Genomic DNA, 16,534 nt, shown 5'->3' on the forward strand with positions numbered 1-16,534 from the left:
CGCCGCTACTCGCATTCCCGGGTTAGGGCTTCGACGTCCTGCAGCCCGTATTCGGACCAGAGCCGCGCCCCTTGCGACACGCACTCGTGGTCCCACACCTGGCTGACTCCCGGCATCTTCGCGAGCCGGTGACGCCAGGGGCCTCGGTTCACCTCCGGCTGTATCGACAGCCGATACGACTCGGGCATGTCCGACACCCTGGTAGCCGCGACCAACGTCTCATTGTCCGCGTACGTCTCGGCGAAGTGGCGATAGGCCGTCTGCTGGTCCTCGTATTCATACGATTCGAGGCCGGGAATTCGCTCGATGACGGCGACGATCGCCTTCTTCTCCTTGGCGGTGGCGGCTTTCTTGTTCGCCCCTCCCCGCCCGTGCCGGCACTCGGGCAAGGAGGTATCGCCCGTGCAGAGGAACACGGAGACTTCCACACTCCAGTACGGCCGGGTCACGCGACGGGTCTCCAGCTGATCGACCACCAGTGCGACCCCGGGCCGCCGATCCGCCGCATTCACGACGCGAGTCCGATCAGCCACCTCGGAGACCCGGATCCAGAACGACTCCGGCATGTCCTTGGCCCGCACCTCGGCCAGCATCTTCCGCTGACCGGCGAACTCCCGCCGGAACCCCGCGTAGGACGCCGCCCGGCTCACGAACCGGACCTCGGTCACGCCGGGCGTGGAGTTCAGGAAAGCCTCCATGTCGCGCCGCTGTCTCGCCGTCGCATGCCGTTTGTCACACCCGCGCGCGGAGGGCGTACAGAGGAACACCGCGATTTCACCGTTGTCAGCGGCGACGCCCGCGGGACCGGGCTCCACCTCGGCCGACGCGGCCGGCCCTGCCATTCCCGACAACGCCACGACACTCGCAACCAGCACCCGCCAGAACCAACGTCTCACCGGACTCCTCGCACCACGAAAATATTCACCTGCGCCTGCGCGGGCGTCGCTGACGTACCGGCGCGGTCGAGGAATCGTAGCCGGACCATCGCAACATCAGGATGGACAGGCCGACGACCGTAGTCACCGCACCGGAGAACAGGCCCAGAAACGCCAGGACGCTTTCGCCTTCCGGATCGCCTATCCCGGACGGGCCGGTCTCGACCCATTCGCCCATGGCCCATGCCTGAGTGGCGACCAGCACCCCGAAAAGGGTCGTGACCGTCCCCAGCAGATAGCCAGGAGTCCGCGCCCATGCCCCTTTCACGGCGAGCACGAACCCCCCGACCAGCGCGATCGGCACGGTGACGAACTGCCCCATCTCCAGGGCCATCAGCGTCGAGAGCCGCGCATGCTCAAAATCGTCCGCACGTAGCGGCGACCACAGGACCAGGCACAGCGCGGCACCGGCAAGAAGGCCTATCGCGAACAACCGGAGCATCGCCACGGGCAGCATGATCCCGGACCAACCCACCGAACCACCAGACGTTTGACCATACTCATCGACCGGCGGACCGCCCGCTCCAAACCGGGTGGTACGGTATGCGTCATGCGGATGATCCACTCATTTCTCGGCTGGTGGCGCCCCTAACCGGGCGGCACTGCTCATCCGCGCAGACCTGACAAAGCGGCCGCCCCGTCCCGGGCGGCCCGTCGGTGTCCTCATTCCTCGGCCGATCCAGGACGACAGGCGGCTCCCGACCTGAGGGAGCTCCACCGATGCCACGACGTCTCACGGGTTTCACGCCGTCCGGCGACCTGCACCTCGGCAACTACTTCGGCGCCATCGCGCCGATCATCGCCGGTCAGACCACCACGGACACCGTCGTCTTCATCTCCGACCTGCACGCGCTCACCCTGGACCACGACCCCACCCAGGTGCACCGGCGAACCCTGGAATTCGCCACCCTGCTGCTCGCCGCCGGCACCGACCCCGAGTCCTGCCTGTTCCTCGTCCAGTCGCACGTGCCGGAACACACCGAACTGCACTACCTGCTCGAATGCACCACGGGCTACGGCGAGGCCCAGCGGATGATCCAGTTCAAGGAGAAGTCCGGCCGTCAGCAGCAGGTCCGCATGTCGCTGCTGACGTACCCGATCCTCATGGCCGCCGACATCCTGCTGTACGACACCGACGAGGTCCCCGTCGGCGAGGACCAACGCCAGCACGTCGAGCTGGCCAGAACCGTCGCCCAGCGGTTCAACACCCGGTACGCCCCCGTCTTCACCGTGCCCACGGCGGTCAACCCGCCGGTGGCCGCCCGTCTCATGGACCTGACGTCCCCGGCCGACAAGATGAGCAAGTCGGCCGCCACGCCGGGCGGCGCCCTGCGCCTGCTCGACGAGCCCGACGTGCTGCGGCGCAAGGTGATGCGCGCGGTCACCGACGCGGACAACACGGTCGCGTACGACCCCGACCGCAAACCCGGCGTCTCGAACCTCCTGGCCATCCTGGCCGCCTGCACCGGCCACGCGCCCGAGGACCTGGCGTCCCGGTTCGACCGCTACGGCGAGCTCAAGGAGGCGGTGGCCGACGCGGTGGTGGCCACCCTCACCCCCATCCGCGACCGCTACCTGCACCTGTCGGAAGACCCCGGCCACGTCCAGAAGGCCCTGCGGGCCGGCGCCGAGCAAGCCCGCGACCTGGCCGGCGCCAAGGTCCGTCAGGCCAAGGCAGCCATCGGCCTGCTCCCCGCCTGACTGCGACTCAACCCCGCACCACGCCCGCCTCCGACCCCGCACCGGAGGCGGGCACGCGCCCCCCGCCGATCAGGACATGGACCCCGTCAGAGCCCTCGCAAATCCGCCCGAGCACCCGCAGAAAACGACGACCGTGCGAATACAGGTTGTTCTGGGGCAGCCAACCGGTGGTGCGGCTGATGCCGGCCTCTTGCAGATCCTGACGGACGCGTCGGCCGAGCAGACCGGCGACCGCCTGCCCATGACGGCTGCGCGTGATTTTGAACTCAGTGAGCCTGCACGTGTCCGGTGACGGCTGTTGCAACTGGATCTCCACTGTGCCGAGCACTTCTCCGGCCATCGGATGGCCTGGCAGCCGCTTCTCGTAGGACCAGCGGCGCAGGTCCCCCACGCGTGCCTCGTCGAGGGGTAGCGCCTGTCGTACGTGTGTCTGGCCGTCGTCCCCCACTACGGCGACGTACCGGACCCGGTTGTCGGAGCAGGGGGTGAGGTGCAGGTGATCACCTGAGCAGAGCGGATCCCAGTGGTAGGCGAACCAGATCAGCGACGAGGCGAGCTCAGGGTAGGCGCCGGCCCATCGGTCGTCGAAGAAGAACCACTGTTCGTACGTCCCGTGGCCGCCGTGGACGAACATCTGGGCCACGTGCTCACCCGTCCGGACAACGGTCCCGTCGCGATCAGTCTCAAGGAGCCGCAGCGCTTCGGCATGCGAGTGAGGCAGGGCATGCTCCTCGCCCGACCCCCGCGGATGCTCGGGCCATCGGCTGCAACGCTCCAGCGCGGCCACTACGCCGTCCTCGCCGGGCGCGACCAGCACACGCAGAACACGCAGCTCTTCGGGCCACTCCTCGGTGGAGGCGTCCAGGTCCCGTAGCGCCGCGCCGAATCGCGACAGTCGTACACCGGGCAACACGTGAGTGGGATTCCAGCCGATGCTGTCGTGCCTCGCCTTGCAGGTGAGCAGTACCGCGAAGACGCACCCTGCCTCCGCAGGCGATCGTTCGGTCAGCTCGGTGACCCGCAGCGGCGGCGTGAACGTCGTGGCGCCCGCAACGGCATCAGCCACCTCGGGCAGCGGCCCGTCGTGCACGGCGAAGGCCCACCGCCCCGGATCCGCCGCGACCGCGGCGTCATCGACGAGATAGTAGGCCACGTCATAGTCCAGCCCGTTGGCGAGCACGCGAACGCTGTGCTCGTCGACGTTGCACTGATAGACGTCCGGGATCCGCGTTCTGGCAAGAGTGCGGAGCTCCTGCATGGTCGCGGGGACCGGACCACCCTCCGAGAAGAGACAGTCCAGCCCATGGACATTCGCCCCCAGCTCCCGCATGAGCCGGTCATGGGTGTCCTGAGCCGCGGTATCACTCCAAACGTTCCGGACCCACTCCAGGACCGTCGGCTCGGCCAGGCGCCGGACCGACTTTCCCAACATCCCTTGGTCCCAGGATCGATAGACCACGTACACGGGCGGCCTCTCACGGCTGAGCAGCATGATCACGGCCACATTGCCCGAGCTTGTGGGCATTCACAACTCGCGCGAAGCAGGGCAGCGGTCAAGGCGGGAAAGCAGGCTGCCGACTCCAGCCCGCGGCTCGCCGTCGTACAGGCGGGCCCCAGACGTCATCCCGGGCCATTCTGTTCACGAGCGCCGTACGGCGGGCAGCGCGGCGCTGCGTCGCCTCCCGCGGCGAACTCGCCGCGGTCACCGCCGACCTCAGCTGAGCACCTTCCCCTCTGCCGACGGACACCCCGGGCCCCGGCGTCAGAGCAGCGCCAGGATGACGGCGCCGGTAACCACCAGGAGGAACATGACGACGCCCGCGTGATCGAGCGTCGTGTAGTTGCAGTTGACGAGACCCGGCTTGGCGAGGTCTTCCGTGCTCCGGCAGTCCATCGGCAGGTACTCGGTCAGCAGCCACCACGCCAGGGCGAGCGGCAGGGTCGCGGGCACGCCGAGCGCGAGATTGACCAGGGCGGGGCCCAAGAGCCCGCTCCTTGCTCCTCCCTCACGCCGAGAAGGCGGGTCCGTCCTGCGCACAGCCATCGAAACGCCCTCTGCTCTTCGGTAACCCGCCAGGGGCATCATGACCTACCACGCCCGGCCGACCGTCATCGGCTGGCCTGTTCCCATGCGACGCCTACAGGCAGCTCGGCAGCGGGACAGGCCGTCAATCACGCAGGCGAATCGCGGCTTCGATGCGAAGCCCGACACCGATCCCAGCGAAAATGAGCGTCCCGAGGAGAGCATGGGTGGAGAGCTCTTGCTGGAAAATGAGATCGAAAGCGGTCACCACCGCTGCAAGTATGAAAGCGGCGTTCCCCAGGGCTCTCACGGTAAGGGCATCAGCTGCATTTTTCGGGGTGGCGGCGTCGGCAAGGAATTCCCACCCGAGCAGCTGCCTGTTCAGGTGTCGCGACTGTGGGATCCACATGGCGTACGCGGACCACACCTGACCTCGGTCGTGCACGTCGAGCCCCTATTGGGACGGCATCTGGTTGGCATTTATCGAGGCTCGTTCAGCGTCGGTCAGGCCGGCTTCCGCGAGGATGGCCTGGACCGTCGCGTTCTTTCCTCGGACGTAGTCGTCGATGTCGGCGGCGTTCCCGGCAACGTGCTTCTTCACCATGGCGTACTGGTCGCGAAGTCTCGCGTTGGTCCGCAGGATGTCTCTGACCGCGAGGTGATTGCGGAGGGACAGCGAACCGTCGACGATGACGTAGGTGTGGGTCCCGGCGAGTCGTGCGGGTGCCTTGAAGGCCCATCTCTGGGGGATCCCCCGCTCGCCCAACGGCGAGAACCCCAGGCCGATCAGGACGTCCGTGGCGGCGGCGACATCCTGCTCCGCCACCACGATGTCGCAGTCGATGATCGGCTTGGCGGCCAGCCCGGGGACTGACGTGCTGCCGACATGTTCGATGGAGATCACGGCGACTTCGGCGGCTGCCAATGCCTCGGCGTACTCCCTGCGCAGCGCCTCGAACCGATCCGGCCATGTGGGGTCATAGTCGACTATCGCGATCACGGCTGGAGCCTAGTGGGCGGACAGGCATGCGTGAGCGGTGCGCAGGAAAGTCCGACTGCCGGCCACGTTCCGTTCGGGCCGAACACGCGGTGATCCACTACACCCGATCGACCCGGCACAGACGCCGGCGAGCCACCGTCCGGGACCGGCCCCCGCCGCGCGCCCGGACGGCGGGCGGGGTGAGGGCCGCGGTGCCGTTCTTCCGGTGCCCCCTGTCGGGCGGGACGCCGTCCGACCTCGTGCCCCCGTGGTCAGGAGGGTTGGTGGCCGCGATCAACGGTGGTTGGGCGGTCATAGACGCCGACCGCCCACTCGCCGGGCTGTTCGCCGACCTCCGCCGAGAGGCGTTCGAGCACGTCAGGGCGGAAAAGCGAGGCGCCGGCCGCCGGCTCGTCGCATGTCGCCCCCTTCCGGGACGGCAGGCAGCGGCCGAGTTCTTCGGCGACCCTGACGACGGGGGCGTCCGCGGGGAAAACCCATACCTGGATCGTCTGCCGGCCCTTGAGCCATTTGGTCGGTGCCGACAGCCGGTCGTGATGGCCGCCCACCCCGGCTCCGCACCGCCCGGCCGTGCCGCCCGCTTCACCGCTCCTGAGCGGGGCCGAAACGACGACCCATGCTCGGGGATCAGCACAAACCACCTTGTAACCGGTGGAGAAGCTCGTCGGCGTGAAGGTCACGCTCTTGCGGACGCCTGTCGTACCGAAGCGCTGGGTGTGGATGAGGGGAAGGGTGAACTTCTCGGCTCCCAGCACCACGGGGAACGTCTTGGGCAGCTCCGGGGGCGTCTGGATCCGCGCCGAGCTGGGCGGCGCGGCCACCGCGGCCTGGTCGGTCCGGTCGGGGCCGGTCAGCATGACGGCAGCGACGGTGGCGACGGCCAGCACCCCGACGTTCAGCGAACGCCGGACCCGCCGCATCCGGCGGCCTCGGCGGACGATCGCGTCGAGGTGGGGGACCGGTTCCCTATTGGTCGCGTCATGGGCGTACGTGTCCAGGAGCGTGCGCAGGTTGCTCTCCGTGTGCCTCATCGCTGGAGCTCCTTCAGATTCATGGTGCGGATGTCCGGATCGACGCGCAGACGGGTCAGCGCCCTGCCGAGCTGGCTCTTGACCGCGCCCAGCGAGCAGCCGATGATGTCGGCGATCTGGGTGAGCGTCCGTCCCTCGAAATAGTGCAGGACGATCACCGCCCGCTGACGGGGCGACAGCGTGGCGATGGCCTTCCACAGCGCCGCCTGGTCCCCCACGGCGGCCGCGTGGTCCTGCGGGTCGGCCGTCTCGGGCAGGGTTTCCACCGGCACCTCGCCACGCCACAACCGACGCCACCAGGTGGCGTGGGTGTTGACGATGATGCGATAGACGTACGGATCGGGGTTGCCCTCGATCCGCCGCCAGGCCACCCAGGCCTTGGCCAACGCCGTCTGCACCAGGTCCTCGGCGGTGCCCCAGTCCCTGGTGAGGAGGTACGCCATCCGGCACAGCCGTAGATGGCGATGCGCCACGTACTTGGCGAACCCGTCGTCCATCAGTCATCTCCGTCTCGTCGTCTCCGGCGATGACTACAACGTGGGTGGCACGTACGGATGACAGGCGCCGCGGTGAGCGCTCACGTCGAGGCCGGGCAGGCGTAGATCATCAACTGCCGGTGGCATCGACGCCCAAGGCGCTTATCGCGTATCCGCTCACGTCTCCTCGCATGGGTACGGCCCGCCGTAGGCGTTCGGGCGCGGCGCCGAGGACGCGCTGAATGCACCGGAGACCGTCACCACTCTCAGGGCAGCCAGGCGACTGGACCCTGTGGATCAGACCGGAAGAATACTGGCCTGACCTCTCTGGGAGGATCGTGGTCGTACTCCCCAGGATGCGGGGACTGCCCCTGGCGAAGGCTCCTCCGACGGATCGTGGCTGCTCAAGCAGCACCTCATACGCTGTGATCATGTCGGTCAGCCCTGACTGGAGTGCGCCCATGACCAGTTCAGAGGAACTTGAGCGAGAGAACGCGATAGTTCTGGATGCGGTCCAAGCATTATTGGGCCTTGTTTCTGCTGACGTCATTGCCGTCGCAGTCTGCGTGGAGACGGATCGCGTCGGATTGCACTTCTGGGTTCGACGCCGTACCAGTGAACTCGACGAGGACATCGAGGACGCGATTTTCGAGCTCGACGCTCTTCTCTCTGGAGAGGGCCCCCTCATCGAGTCACGAATCCATGACGGGCCACCCGATTCGACGATGCTGCGTTCGTACGGTCGGATGATCTATTGGGCGAAGTGCTAGGCGCGCTGTAGCTCAACCGCGTTCCCCGCGACTCCCCCACCAGCCCCCTGATTCGCCCCCATGTCGAACCGCCGACGACTTACAGGGAGTCAGTCGTCAAGGCCCCCAAATCTGAGCGTCGACCTGCGGTGGAAACTCGAACCGCGCATACCTGAGCCCAAGACCATCGAACGTACTTAGGAGCCTGGAGCGGTTAACGGTGACGGACAGCCGCTTCAATGCGCAGAGTCAACCCAACCAGGACCACGAGCGTGAAGACTCCAAGGACCTGCCAGGGGGGCTCACCATCTGCGAAGAACAGGGCTCCTACGCAAAGAGCCAGGCCCAGCACCAGGACAACGGTGCCACACACGCGGAGGGTATCGATCTTGTCCGACTCGGTGGGTGGGGTTAAATGGAGCATCGTTCACCTCGTCCCTACCGCGGTCGTGTCGAGAGCATCCCACGTTGATCCACAATCCGAAAGTGCGTAGTTTGCCGTCTCTACGCCCCGACTGGTCCACGCCTCAGCTTGGGAGCAGACCGCAATCACACCGCCCCAGCAATGTGCGACGGCCAACTACGCGTGGCGATCGTCAAGACTGCATCTGTACGACGGCATTGGGCCAGGTTGGAGCGTTCGGTTCATACGTGCGGGGCGGCCCGATGTCCCGCCGTTCGATCGGGAGCCGATGGCCCGCATGGGCCACACAGCACCCGCGCCGCCCTCAACTGCCAGTGCTCCACGGACGAACGTCAACGCGAAGCAGCACGAAATTTCGACGAACTCACTTGTGGATTTCTCCTGCGAAGTGAATACGCTGCCGGGATGGTCACGAACTATGGGACGTCGGAATCGCAGTTCCCGCCGAAGCGGGTGGTTGGTCAGGAGCGTGGCTGGTATCGAGGTGACTGCCATGTGCATTCGGTTCTCTCGAACGGTGGAGAGCTGACGCCGGAGCAGCTCGCGGCCGGCGCTCGTGCGGCGGGGCTGGACTTCATCGCGACCACTGAGCACAACACCGCAGATGCGCATGGTGCGTGGGGTTCGCTCGTCGGCGACGACCTGCTGGTGATCATTGGCCAGGAGGCCACCAGCCAGACCGGGCACTGGCTGGCGCTCGGCATCAATCCCGGGCAGCTGGTCGACTGGCGGTACGGCGTCCGCGACGACGTGATCGGCAAGCATCTGGATCAGGTACATGAGGCTGGTGGCCTATGCGTGGCGGCCCACCCGTACGCGCCGTACCCCTCTGGCGGCTTCATGTACCCGTTCGAGGGATTTGATGTGGTGGAGGTGTGGAACGGGCTATGGATCTCCGATGAGCCTTGGCAGGCGGACAATGCGGCAGCACTGGCCGAATGGGGCCGGGGCCTGGCCGTCGACATCCGCCGTGGACGGTGGCGACCTGCGATGGGCAACAGCGACACCCATCTGGAGGGCCAGATCGGCAGACCGCACACCGTCGTGCTGGCTGAGGAACTGAGTGCCGACGCAGTCCTCGCCGGCATCCGTGCCGGCCGGAGCTGGATCGCCGAATCGGCCACCGTTGAGCTGTCGCTCCAGGTCTCTGCTGGTGATGGCAGCGCCGATATCGGGGGGCGGCTGGATACCTACGGCGAACCGGCTGTGGTCCGGGTGGACGTCCGTGGTGTGCCGTCCGGCACTGTCAGCTTTCACACCGATCGAGGGACGGTGCACCGCGCAGCATTGCCAGGCGATGGATCAGGCGTCTTGGAGTGGCATACCAATGCGGAGGAATCGTCCTTCGTCCGCGTTGAGGTGCGTCATCCCAACGAACACATGGCGGCGCTCACCAACCCCATCATCCTGAGCTGAAACGACGAAGGGTCAGATGGTGCACCTCCTCCAGACGGAGAACGCGACCCTGTGGGGACAGGTCAGCGACAAGCGCTTCTCCACAGTGGTCAGCGTTGAGTACGACCCGTCAACCGGCGAGCCCATCAAAGCTGAACTGGCGAGCCCGCTCTACCGGCACGAAGAGGAGTAAGAGCTCCTAACGCAATGAGGTCAGGCGTCGCCAGCAGATAAGTGCGCAGGCCAGCTTTAGGAAGGCCTCATGGACGTCGGCGCGGATCTCCCAGCGGATCCGCAGACGACGGAACGCATGGAGCAGGGCGAAGGTCTGCTCGACCACCCAACGTTGTTTGCCGAGGCCGGAGCCGTGATCGGTGCCGCGGCGGGCGATCAGCGGACGGATCTGCAACTCGCGCACCAGGCGGCGGTACTTGTCGTGGTCGTAGCCGCGGTCGGCGAGCACGACGTCGGGACGCTGGCGGGGTCGGCCGCGCTTGCCGCGGACCTTCGGGATGGCGTCCAGCAGCGGGCGAAGCTGGGTGACATCGTTGCGGTTGGCGCCGGTCAAGATCACGGCCAGCGGAATGCCGGTGGCCTCGGTGATCAGGTGGTGCTTGCTGCCTGCCCGTCCTCGGTCGACCGGAGACGGGCCAGTCTGTGCCCCCCTTTTAACGCTCTGATCTGCGAGGAGTCCACCGCGGCCCGGGAGAAGTCGAGCGCGTCAGCGGCCCGCAACTGATCGAGCAGACTTTCGTGCAGCCGCTGCCAGACGCCGGCCTTGTTCCACTCGGCCAGCCGCCGCCAGCAGGTCATGCCCGAGCCGTAGCCCAGTTCCTGCGGCAGGTGCTCCCAAGCGATCCCGGTGTGCAGTACGAACAAGATGCCCTGCAACGCCAGCCGGTCATCCAGCCGCTTACGTCCCGGATGCCGGAACCGCCGCTGACGCTGCGGCAGCAAGGGCTGAATCACCGCCCAAAGCTCGTCGCTGACCTCCCACGGCTTCAGCTTGGCCACCTGCGCCCCTCTCGCTCGGCTACAGCGAGAGATCAAAGCACAACGTAGATCATTCTGTTAGGAGCTCTAAGCCGTGCGGGTCACCTTCGCCACCCAAGCAGCCCCAGGCCGGCCGAACGAGGACTTCGTCGCCGCCACGCCGGACACCGCCGTACTCCTCGACGGCGCAGGCACCCCGCCCGGATTCGACTCAGGCTGCTCGCACGGCGTGGCCTGGTACTCCCACACCCTCGGCTCCACCCTCATCGCCTCGACCAGCCGCGGTCCGAATCCTCTGCCTGAACTCGTCCTGTCAAACTCCGTCCTCGTCCTGGACATCACCGGCACCCCAGACCCGACGGTCATCTGCGACGACCGGGAAGCCCAGATAGGCGCCCACTACAGAGCCGAGATGGACGCCCTCGACTCCGGCAGCGACGCACACGTCTCGGCCCACCGACGCTACGTCGAAACCCTGCGCTCCCACCGCAACCGCGACGGCGGCTTCTGGGTCGCCGCCACCGATCCCCTCGCCGCCGACCAGGCCCTCACCGGCAACATGCCCGCCGACCGAGTACGCGCAGCCGCCCTGCTCAGCGACGGCGCCTCCCGCCTCGTCGACCGCTTCCACCTGGCCACCTGGCGCGAAGCCCTGAACACACTCGACCAGCACGGGCCGGCCAACCTCATCTCCACAGTCCGGACCGCCGAACACTCAGACCCGCACGGCGAACGCTGGCCCTGCGGCAAGACCTACGACGACGCCACCGCCGCTCACATCTCATTCACCACGACGGAATAGGCACGTGATGTTGTCGTGGCGGCGGCCGAAGGCGGCCACCAGGACACTGGTGGCCATGTGCTCCAAGTACCACCCCTGCCCCTCGATCTCCTCGATGAGCTCACCGATCTCGGGGAGAGTTCTTCCTTCGGGCGCCTTGTCCAGAGGGGCAGTGAACCGGGCGACGAAGACCCGCCGCCCCGCCGCATAGGCATGTTCGGCAGCCGCGACGACCTGCTGCTGACTAGGGCTAGCCCCACGAAGCACCATTAATGACGCACCTTTCTGCCATTCATCGAGGGTTGCCTCGATATGACATGCAAAGGGCATAATCCCAGCCCAAGGCGACTGAGCACAGCAAAATTCCGCTCCCTTAGCCGCGGCCCCCTATTCGCCACTCCGAGAAGTCGACCACCAGTAGCGACACCCTGGACAGTTGGGGACTCTGGCTTTCGTCCTCCACGTAGCCACCTGGACAATTCCTCGGAGCGAACCGATCGCACCCGAGCCGCGCTGCCCTCCCAGCACCCCACAGACAAACGCCAGATCAGAAGCCCAGGCCGATGCGGACGCCGTGTTCAGAGGGTGGTGGACGGTCGTCGCAGTGAGCCCGTGTACGGGGACGTTGCTGCCAGGGCTGCTGTCATCGCGTTTGCGGGATCACGACCTTCGTCCGCTACTGTCGCCCGAGTCGATCTGCCGGCAAGCAGGAGAACGGAGAGGCTGTCGTGGGGCAGACACCCCATGCAGAGACGAACCTCCTTGCAGAGGCACTCCGCGCCGGGGCGGTCCTGGCCGTCTCCGGGCCGGTCATCCTGAAGACCTCCCGGATCAGCGCGGCAGAGCTGAACATCGGGATCTGCCGGGGAGCCGACTTCGTCGTTCCCCCTGTGGTCCTGGCAGGTCTCCTGCTGCGCGCCTCGCCACGAACCACGCTCTTCGGGGTCGCGGCGATCAGCATGCCCGGACGTTCCTTGAACACCTTCGGACCATAGACGAACCGCTCTACGCCGCCTTCGTGCTCATGCTGGTCCTCGGCCTCCGCCGTGGTGAAGTCCTCGGCCTCACCTGGGACAGCATCAACCTCGACGGCCAAGAGCTGTGGGTCTCTCAGCAGCGCAACCGCGTCCACGGAAAACTGCTCCACCGGAACACCACCAAGACCACCGACTCAGACGCCTCGCTGCCACTCCCGGCCTTGTGCGTCACCGCGCTCAAGCACCGACGCCGGGTCCAGGAGGGAGCTCGCAAGGAGGCCGGCGACAAGTGGAAGGACTCAGAGCTCGTCTTCACCACCCGGTACGACACACCCGTCGAACCGCGGAACTTCAACCGCTCATTCGAGCTACGCGGCAAGGCCGCCGGTGTCCCACGCATCCGCGTTCACGACACCCGCCACACCTGCGCCTCGATGCTCGCCGCTCTGGGCGTTCACCCTCGGGTGGCAATGCGCATCCTGCGTCACTCGCAGATCTCCGTGGCCATTGCGGTTCTAGGCGTGGGCTATCTGCAAGTCGCCTCCCCAACTTCGGGCGATGACAGCTCCATCCTCGAACTCGAAGGCCGTGCGCATGCGTTGGCCGGACAAGTCATCGAACTCCTCGACCAAGCGCCGCAACCGCTGACCGATGTACCTCACGAAGGGAACTTCATCGGGAGCGATGATCACATCCACGCGACTGCCCAGCTCCTCCATCACGTAGCCCTCCCCCGGCCCCTCGTGGTCGATCCTGAGTTCCCAATCAGCGGCCACACCTAGGTTGACAGTCAACGTCTCGAATCTGAGCCAGACCTCGCCTATGACCGGGGCTTCAGACCGATGTGTGAACTGACTTGCTAGCACGCTCGCCAAGCGCAGATTCTCCAGGGCAGTCACATCCACCGGATCAGCCTAATCCGTAGCCCATCGATGGGCATCGGCTGCAGGGGTTGCTGTATGGCGCTGCTGTACGGAGGTCAAAAAGGCCCTCCCGGATCATCCGGGAGGGCCTTTGAGCTGGAAGTCGCCTTGGGGATTCGACCCCCAGTCCCCTTCATTACGAGTGAAGACACGATCGACGAGAAGACACGCGCAAGGCGCTCAAGTGCCGCGAAGATCATTTAGAACGCTGGAGACAGAAGGATCTATCACAGTAGGCCACCTCTGACCGGGGCGGCTTTCGCAATTCACGGCTTCGTACAGCAACCGCTCTCTACCCTGCCATCGACAAGGCTCGTAACGTCAGCAGTCATGGCAGACGTCGTGATTTGGGTGAAGCCCTACGAACGCAAGAATCACAACCCAGGCACAGAGGGATACAAAGGCCTGTGCGGCTGGCACGGAACGACCTCCGGTCGAGGACCATGTCGCAACGAGCCATACGCGAGCGTGAAACTGAACTACGCGAACTACCAGCCAGTTCAGTCGGTCTGCGTCCAAGCCCTCAAGGAGATCTCACAGCGCTACGGCTTCCCCATCCCGCAAAAGCAGGGCGTGCGCGCAGACGATTGACGCCGTAGCTGTGCCTCGCAGCCGTACCGTGTTGATGCCCGGCATGACGACCATCCCGGAGCCGGAGCGCCCTCGCCGGAGGCAAGAGCACCTGGCTGCGCTTCACACGCGAAAGCACCTCGTGGTCAACTCAGGGAATGTCGGCGATCGTCACATCCATCATTGCGGTCACAGGGACCCTCTTAGGTTCTCTGATGACATTTCTACTCCAGCGTCGTTCCATCGATAGATCGGAAAGGTTCGCTCGAGCGGAGAGGCTTCGAGGCGAGCAGATCAAGATCTACAGCGACTTTGCGCGTACAATCCTGGACTTCCGCAGTGCCCAACGACGGGCCTGGAGCGAGCGGGCCAAGAACGCCAGGAACAGCGAGGCCTACCGCACGGCGGTGGATGAGGTCTTGCGCGCACGTGCAGCGGGGTGGACGGCTCTGTATCAGGTAGAACTGATCACAGAGGATGTCGAGATCAGACGACTCGCGAACCACGCCATGGAGTTGGTCAAGAGCATGAACAAGGCCGAGACCTCGGATGAGGTGAAGGCTTTGACTCCGGAAGTCCGCGTGGCGGTGGAGGACTTCGTCCGTGCGGCCGGCGTCATGGTGCGGAAGGTGTAAGTAGGCGTGATCCGAGCGCGGGCGCGCGAGAACGGCCCCCCAGGCCGCACGCGCAGCGTGTGGCCACGCTCGGGCGGCCACTTGACGGCGGCGAGATGCGCCTGGGCCCGCTCAAGTCACGAGTAGGACGCCGGACGGTGAGCATCCCGGCAGTCATCATCCCCGTGCTGACCGAACACCTGGCCACCTACGTCGCCCCACCGGGCGACGCCTTCGTCTTCCTAGGCAAGCGCAGGGCTTCCTGAGGGGCGGCAACATCAGACGCCAGGCCAACTGGGCGGAAGCGCTCGCCACCCGCGACGCGGACCAGAGAATCGCCGACGCGCTGAGCGCTCGCGTAGAAGCCGAACAGAAGAAGATCGCCAAAGGCTAATAGCACGTTAATGGCACGAACGCCGCTTCCCGTGATCAGAGAAGCGGCGTTTTGGCTGGTGGATCCGAGAAGATCCGGCAGGCCGGAGCTGAGGAACGTGTAAGCGGCCATACAACACTCCAGGCCGACGGACAGGTGCATCCAGGCGGATAGCCAGAAGGGTCCCGATAGGCGGACATCGGAAATCCTGGTCGATGGTCACGTAATGCCTTGATCTTGCCGTTACTACCGGAGCTCCTGGAAGCACGACAATGACTGACCGCGATCAAGAGAAACGCAATGCGTCGGCTTATCCCGAGATGCGGCGGTCCTGCTTTGCGACGGCTGGCCACCGCGCAGGACGAACCCGATGACCTCGCCGCGGTGGGGCGTCCGTACCGTCAGCGTGCCGGTGAGGTGGTGTCCGAGAGTCAGCCGGCCTGATCACCGGATCGGACCAATCGGTGTTCCCAGACCAGGGCCGCGACGATACCGATGGCATAGGCGACCAGGTCCCATGGGTCGGGGAACGCACCGACCAGGACACCGCCGATCCCCGGCGGGGTCATGCCGACTATTTGGTAGAACTCGACGGCGACGGCGATCACGGCCGTGGCCAGGGCGCGGCGTGCGGCGGTGGTGCGCCACAGCAGCCCCAAGAACGCGTAGACCAGCATGGTGGCGCCGACGTCGCTCACGTAGCCGCGGATGAACGGTTGTCCCGGGCCCCGGTAGAAGAGGACGAACGCGCCGATGGCGAGGGCGACGCCACCCAGAAGGACCATGGCGCGGCGCATGAGATTACATCTTCTCCGAATCTCAACGATCAGGACGAACCTGATCATAGAGCTCGTCACCTATGGCGCATGCTCATTGCGCCAGGTCGGCGACCCACGTAGGGACGATTCATCCGGAATGCAGCCATCGATCATCCCCGCCCCACCGAGTCGACACGCGGGTGCTCGCTGCTCGACTCATGCAGACGACTTCTCAGACATTCTCGGTGCGTGACGACGGTATGGCTGCCAGGGCCGTCTGCGCTCCTGACATCCATGACCACGCCGTCCCCTGCCGGGCTGAGGACAGTGGGCGTACCGCAGAAATCACACAGCCACTGAAAGCTGTGAAGGTCCTGAGATCGAATCGTCAGACGCGCCCACGCCGGCGGACTCCATCGACGGATCTCTTGCACCACGGCGTCCACCTCCGTCCCAACAGCCGGATACTCGCCAAGCCACGCCCGTCCAGCACCGGAGGGACTGTCGATCGCCGCGCCATCGATCGATGCACCGATGCCCTCGTGACCCACGATCTCCACCATGACGCCCCATGGGTACTGCTGGGTCACTCGGACCCGGACCCGTTGACCAGGGACCAGGTCTGCTCCTGCGGCATCGAATCGCTGCACAAGATCATTGTGTCGTAGGAGCGTGTTGAACCGTTCGCCTACCTCGTTAAGCAGGGCGAATGATGGCTTGAGCTCCTCTAGGCAGAGCCGACGGTTTTACATCTGGTGACTGCTCCGGTCCCGACTTGGCCTTCCATCTGCAACAGGACTAAAGCCCCAAC

Annotated in this window: 20 protein-coding genes; 8 read left to right on the forward strand and 12 right to left on the reverse strand. The window is 65.8% G+C overall.

Going from position 1 to position 16,534, the window contains the following annotated elements:
* Positions 1 to 5: 5 nt before the first annotated feature.
* On the reverse strand, positions 6 to 896 hold the full coding sequence (locus ACIBK9_RS04190; RefSeq protein WP_397155036.1) for a permease-like cell division protein FtsX: 891 nt from the start codon (positions 894 to 896) through the stop codon (positions 6 to 8).
* A gap of 25 nt (positions 897 to 921) precedes the next feature.
* Positions 922 to 1,383, reverse strand: a complete 462-nt coding sequence (locus ACIBK9_RS04195) for a hypothetical protein (RefSeq protein WP_397155038.1) — start codon at positions 1,381 to 1,383, stop codon at positions 922 to 924.
* A 272-nt stretch (positions 1,384 to 1,655) separates the two neighbouring features.
* Here ACIBK9_RS04195 and trpS point away from each other — a divergent pair, with 272 nt between their 5' ends.
* A complete protein-coding gene (gene trpS / locus ACIBK9_RS04200; protein WP_397155040.1) occupies positions 1,656 to 2,636 on the forward strand; it encodes a tryptophan--tRNA ligase in 981 nt (326 codons plus the stop codon).
* 7 nt (positions 2,637 to 2,643) lie between these two features.
* On the opposite strand, the gene ACIBK9_RS04205 is transcribed toward trpS, so the two are convergent.
* The 6 genes from ACIBK9_RS04205 to ACIBK9_RS04230 all read right to left on the reverse strand — a co-directional run bounded on the left by ACIBK9_RS04205 (position 2,644) and on the right by ACIBK9_RS04230 (position 7,187).
* Positions 2,644 to 4,134, reverse strand: a complete 1,491-nt coding sequence (locus ACIBK9_RS04205; RefSeq protein ID WP_397155042.1) for a hypothetical protein — start codon at positions 4,132 to 4,134, stop codon at positions 2,644 to 2,646.
* 264 nt (positions 4,135 to 4,398) lie between these two features.
* Entirely contained in the window at positions 4,399 to 4,620 is a 222-nt protein-coding gene (locus ACIBK9_RS04210; protein ID WP_397155044.1) for a hypothetical protein, read from the reverse strand.
* A 184-nt stretch (positions 4,621 to 4,804) separates the two neighbouring features.
* On the reverse strand, positions 4,805 to 5,068 hold the full coding sequence (locus ACIBK9_RS04215) for a hypothetical protein (protein ID WP_397155046.1): 264 nt from the start codon (positions 5,066 to 5,068) through the stop codon (positions 4,805 to 4,807).
* A gap of 45 nt (positions 5,069 to 5,113) precedes the next feature.
* Positions 5,114 to 5,659 carry a GrpB family protein gene (locus ACIBK9_RS04220; protein WP_397155048.1) on the reverse strand — a complete coding sequence of 182 codons (546 nt, stop codon included), beginning with the start codon at positions 5,657 to 5,659 and terminating at the stop codon, positions 5,114 to 5,116.
* Positions 5,660 to 5,910: 251 nt separating this feature from the next.
* Positions 5,911 to 6,690: a hypothetical protein gene (locus ACIBK9_RS04225; protein ID WP_397155050.1), complete on the reverse strand. Its 780-nt coding sequence runs from the start codon at positions 6,688 to 6,690 to the stop codon at positions 5,911 to 5,913.
* Positions 6,687 to 7,187 (reverse strand): SigE family RNA polymerase sigma factor, encoded by a 501-nt coding sequence (locus tag ACIBK9_RS04230; protein WP_364333359.1) that lies wholly within the window; start codon positions 7,185 to 7,187, stop codon positions 6,687 to 6,689. The genes ACIBK9_RS04225 and ACIBK9_RS04230 overlap by 4 nt, the downstream gene beginning before the upstream one ends.
* Positions 7,188 to 7,627: 440 nt before the next feature.
* Here ACIBK9_RS04230 and ACIBK9_RS04235 point away from each other — a divergent pair, with 440 nt between their 5' ends.
* The 3 genes from ACIBK9_RS04235 to ACIBK9_RS04245 all read left to right on the forward strand — a co-directional run bounded on the left by ACIBK9_RS04235 (position 7,628) and on the right by ACIBK9_RS04245 (position 9,927).
* Positions 7,628 to 7,936, forward strand: a complete 309-nt coding sequence (locus tag ACIBK9_RS04235; RefSeq protein WP_397155052.1) for a hypothetical protein — start codon at positions 7,628 to 7,630, stop codon at positions 7,934 to 7,936.
* Positions 7,937 to 8,744: 808 nt separating this feature from the next.
* Positions 8,745 to 9,755 carry a CehA/McbA family metallohydrolase gene (locus ACIBK9_RS04240; protein WP_397155054.1) on the forward strand — a complete coding sequence of 337 codons (1,011 nt, stop codon included), beginning with the start codon at positions 8,745 to 8,747 and terminating at the stop codon, positions 9,753 to 9,755.
* A gap of 16 nt (positions 9,756 to 9,771) precedes the next feature.
* Positions 9,772 to 9,927 (forward strand): hypothetical protein, encoded by a 156-nt coding sequence (locus ACIBK9_RS04245; protein WP_358291094.1) that lies wholly within the window; start codon positions 9,772 to 9,774, stop codon positions 9,925 to 9,927.
* A 6-nt stretch (positions 9,928 to 9,933) separates the two neighbouring features.
* On the opposite strand, the gene ACIBK9_RS04250 is transcribed toward ACIBK9_RS04245, so the two are convergent.
* Positions 9,934 to 10,739, reverse strand: a protein-coding gene (locus ACIBK9_RS04250; RefSeq protein WP_397155894.1) for an IS5 family transposase whose coding sequence is annotated in 2 segments (ribosomal slippage) — positions 9,934 to 10,394 and positions 10,394 to 10,739 — 807 coding nt in all. Because the reading frame shifts where the segments join, the coding sequence is not laid out codon by codon here.
* Positions 10,740 to 10,821: 82 nt separating this feature from the next.
* On the opposite strand from ACIBK9_RS04250, the gene ACIBK9_RS04255 reads away from it, so the two are divergent.
* Complete coding sequence (locus tag ACIBK9_RS04255) at positions 10,822 to 11,529, forward strand: integrase (protein WP_397155056.1); 708 nt, start codon at positions 10,822 to 10,824, stop codon at positions 11,527 to 11,529.
* On the opposite strand, the gene ACIBK9_RS04260 is transcribed toward ACIBK9_RS04255, so the two are convergent.
* Positions 11,509 to 11,778, reverse strand: coding sequence for a hypothetical protein (locus ACIBK9_RS04260; RefSeq protein WP_397155058.1), 270 nt, complete (start codon positions 11,776 to 11,778; stop codon positions 11,509 to 11,511). The genes ACIBK9_RS04255 and ACIBK9_RS04260 overlap by 21 nt on opposite strands.
* A gap of 334 nt (positions 11,779 to 12,112) precedes the next feature.
* Here ACIBK9_RS04260 and ACIBK9_RS04265 point away from each other — a divergent pair, with 334 nt between their 5' ends.
* From ACIBK9_RS04265 to ACIBK9_RS04275, 3 genes are all read left to right on the forward strand, one after another.
* Positions 12,113 to 13,267 (forward strand): site-specific integrase, encoded by a 1,155-nt coding sequence (locus ACIBK9_RS04265; RefSeq protein ID WP_397155060.1) that lies wholly within the window; start codon positions 12,113 to 12,115, stop codon positions 13,265 to 13,267.
* A 471-nt stretch (positions 13,268 to 13,738) separates the two neighbouring features.
* A complete protein-coding gene (locus ACIBK9_RS04270; RefSeq protein WP_397155062.1) occupies positions 13,739 to 13,999 on the forward strand; it encodes a hypothetical protein in 261 nt (86 codons plus the stop codon).
* A gap of 137 nt (positions 14,000 to 14,136) precedes the next feature.
* Positions 14,137 to 14,613 carry a hypothetical protein gene (locus ACIBK9_RS04275; RefSeq protein ID WP_397155064.1) on the forward strand — a complete coding sequence of 159 codons (477 nt, stop codon included), beginning with the start codon at positions 14,137 to 14,139 and terminating at the stop codon, positions 14,611 to 14,613.
* Positions 14,614 to 14,800: 187 nt separating this feature from the next.
* Here ACIBK9_RS04275 and ACIBK9_RS04280 read toward each other — a convergent pair whose 3' ends face one another.
* Together ACIBK9_RS04280 and ACIBK9_RS04285 are read right to left on the reverse strand one after the other, a co-directional pair.
* The gene (locus ACIBK9_RS04280; RefSeq protein WP_397155066.1) at positions 14,801 to 15,097 is read right to left on the reverse strand and encodes a hypothetical protein; all 297 of its coding nucleotides are present in this window, start codon (positions 15,095 to 15,097) and stop codon (positions 14,801 to 14,803) included.
* Positions 15,098 to 15,396: 299 nt separating this feature from the next.
* Positions 15,397 to 15,810 (reverse strand): DUF2809 domain-containing protein, encoded by a 414-nt coding sequence (locus ACIBK9_RS04285; RefSeq protein ID WP_397155068.1) that lies wholly within the window; start codon positions 15,808 to 15,810, stop codon positions 15,397 to 15,399.
* Positions 15,811 to 16,534 lie beyond the last annotated feature (724 nt).

This window comes from Nonomuraea sp. NPDC050227, assembly GCF_044459705.1.
Taxonomy (GTDB): domain Bacteria; phylum Actinomycetota; class Actinomycetes; order Streptosporangiales; family Streptosporangiaceae; genus Nonomuraea.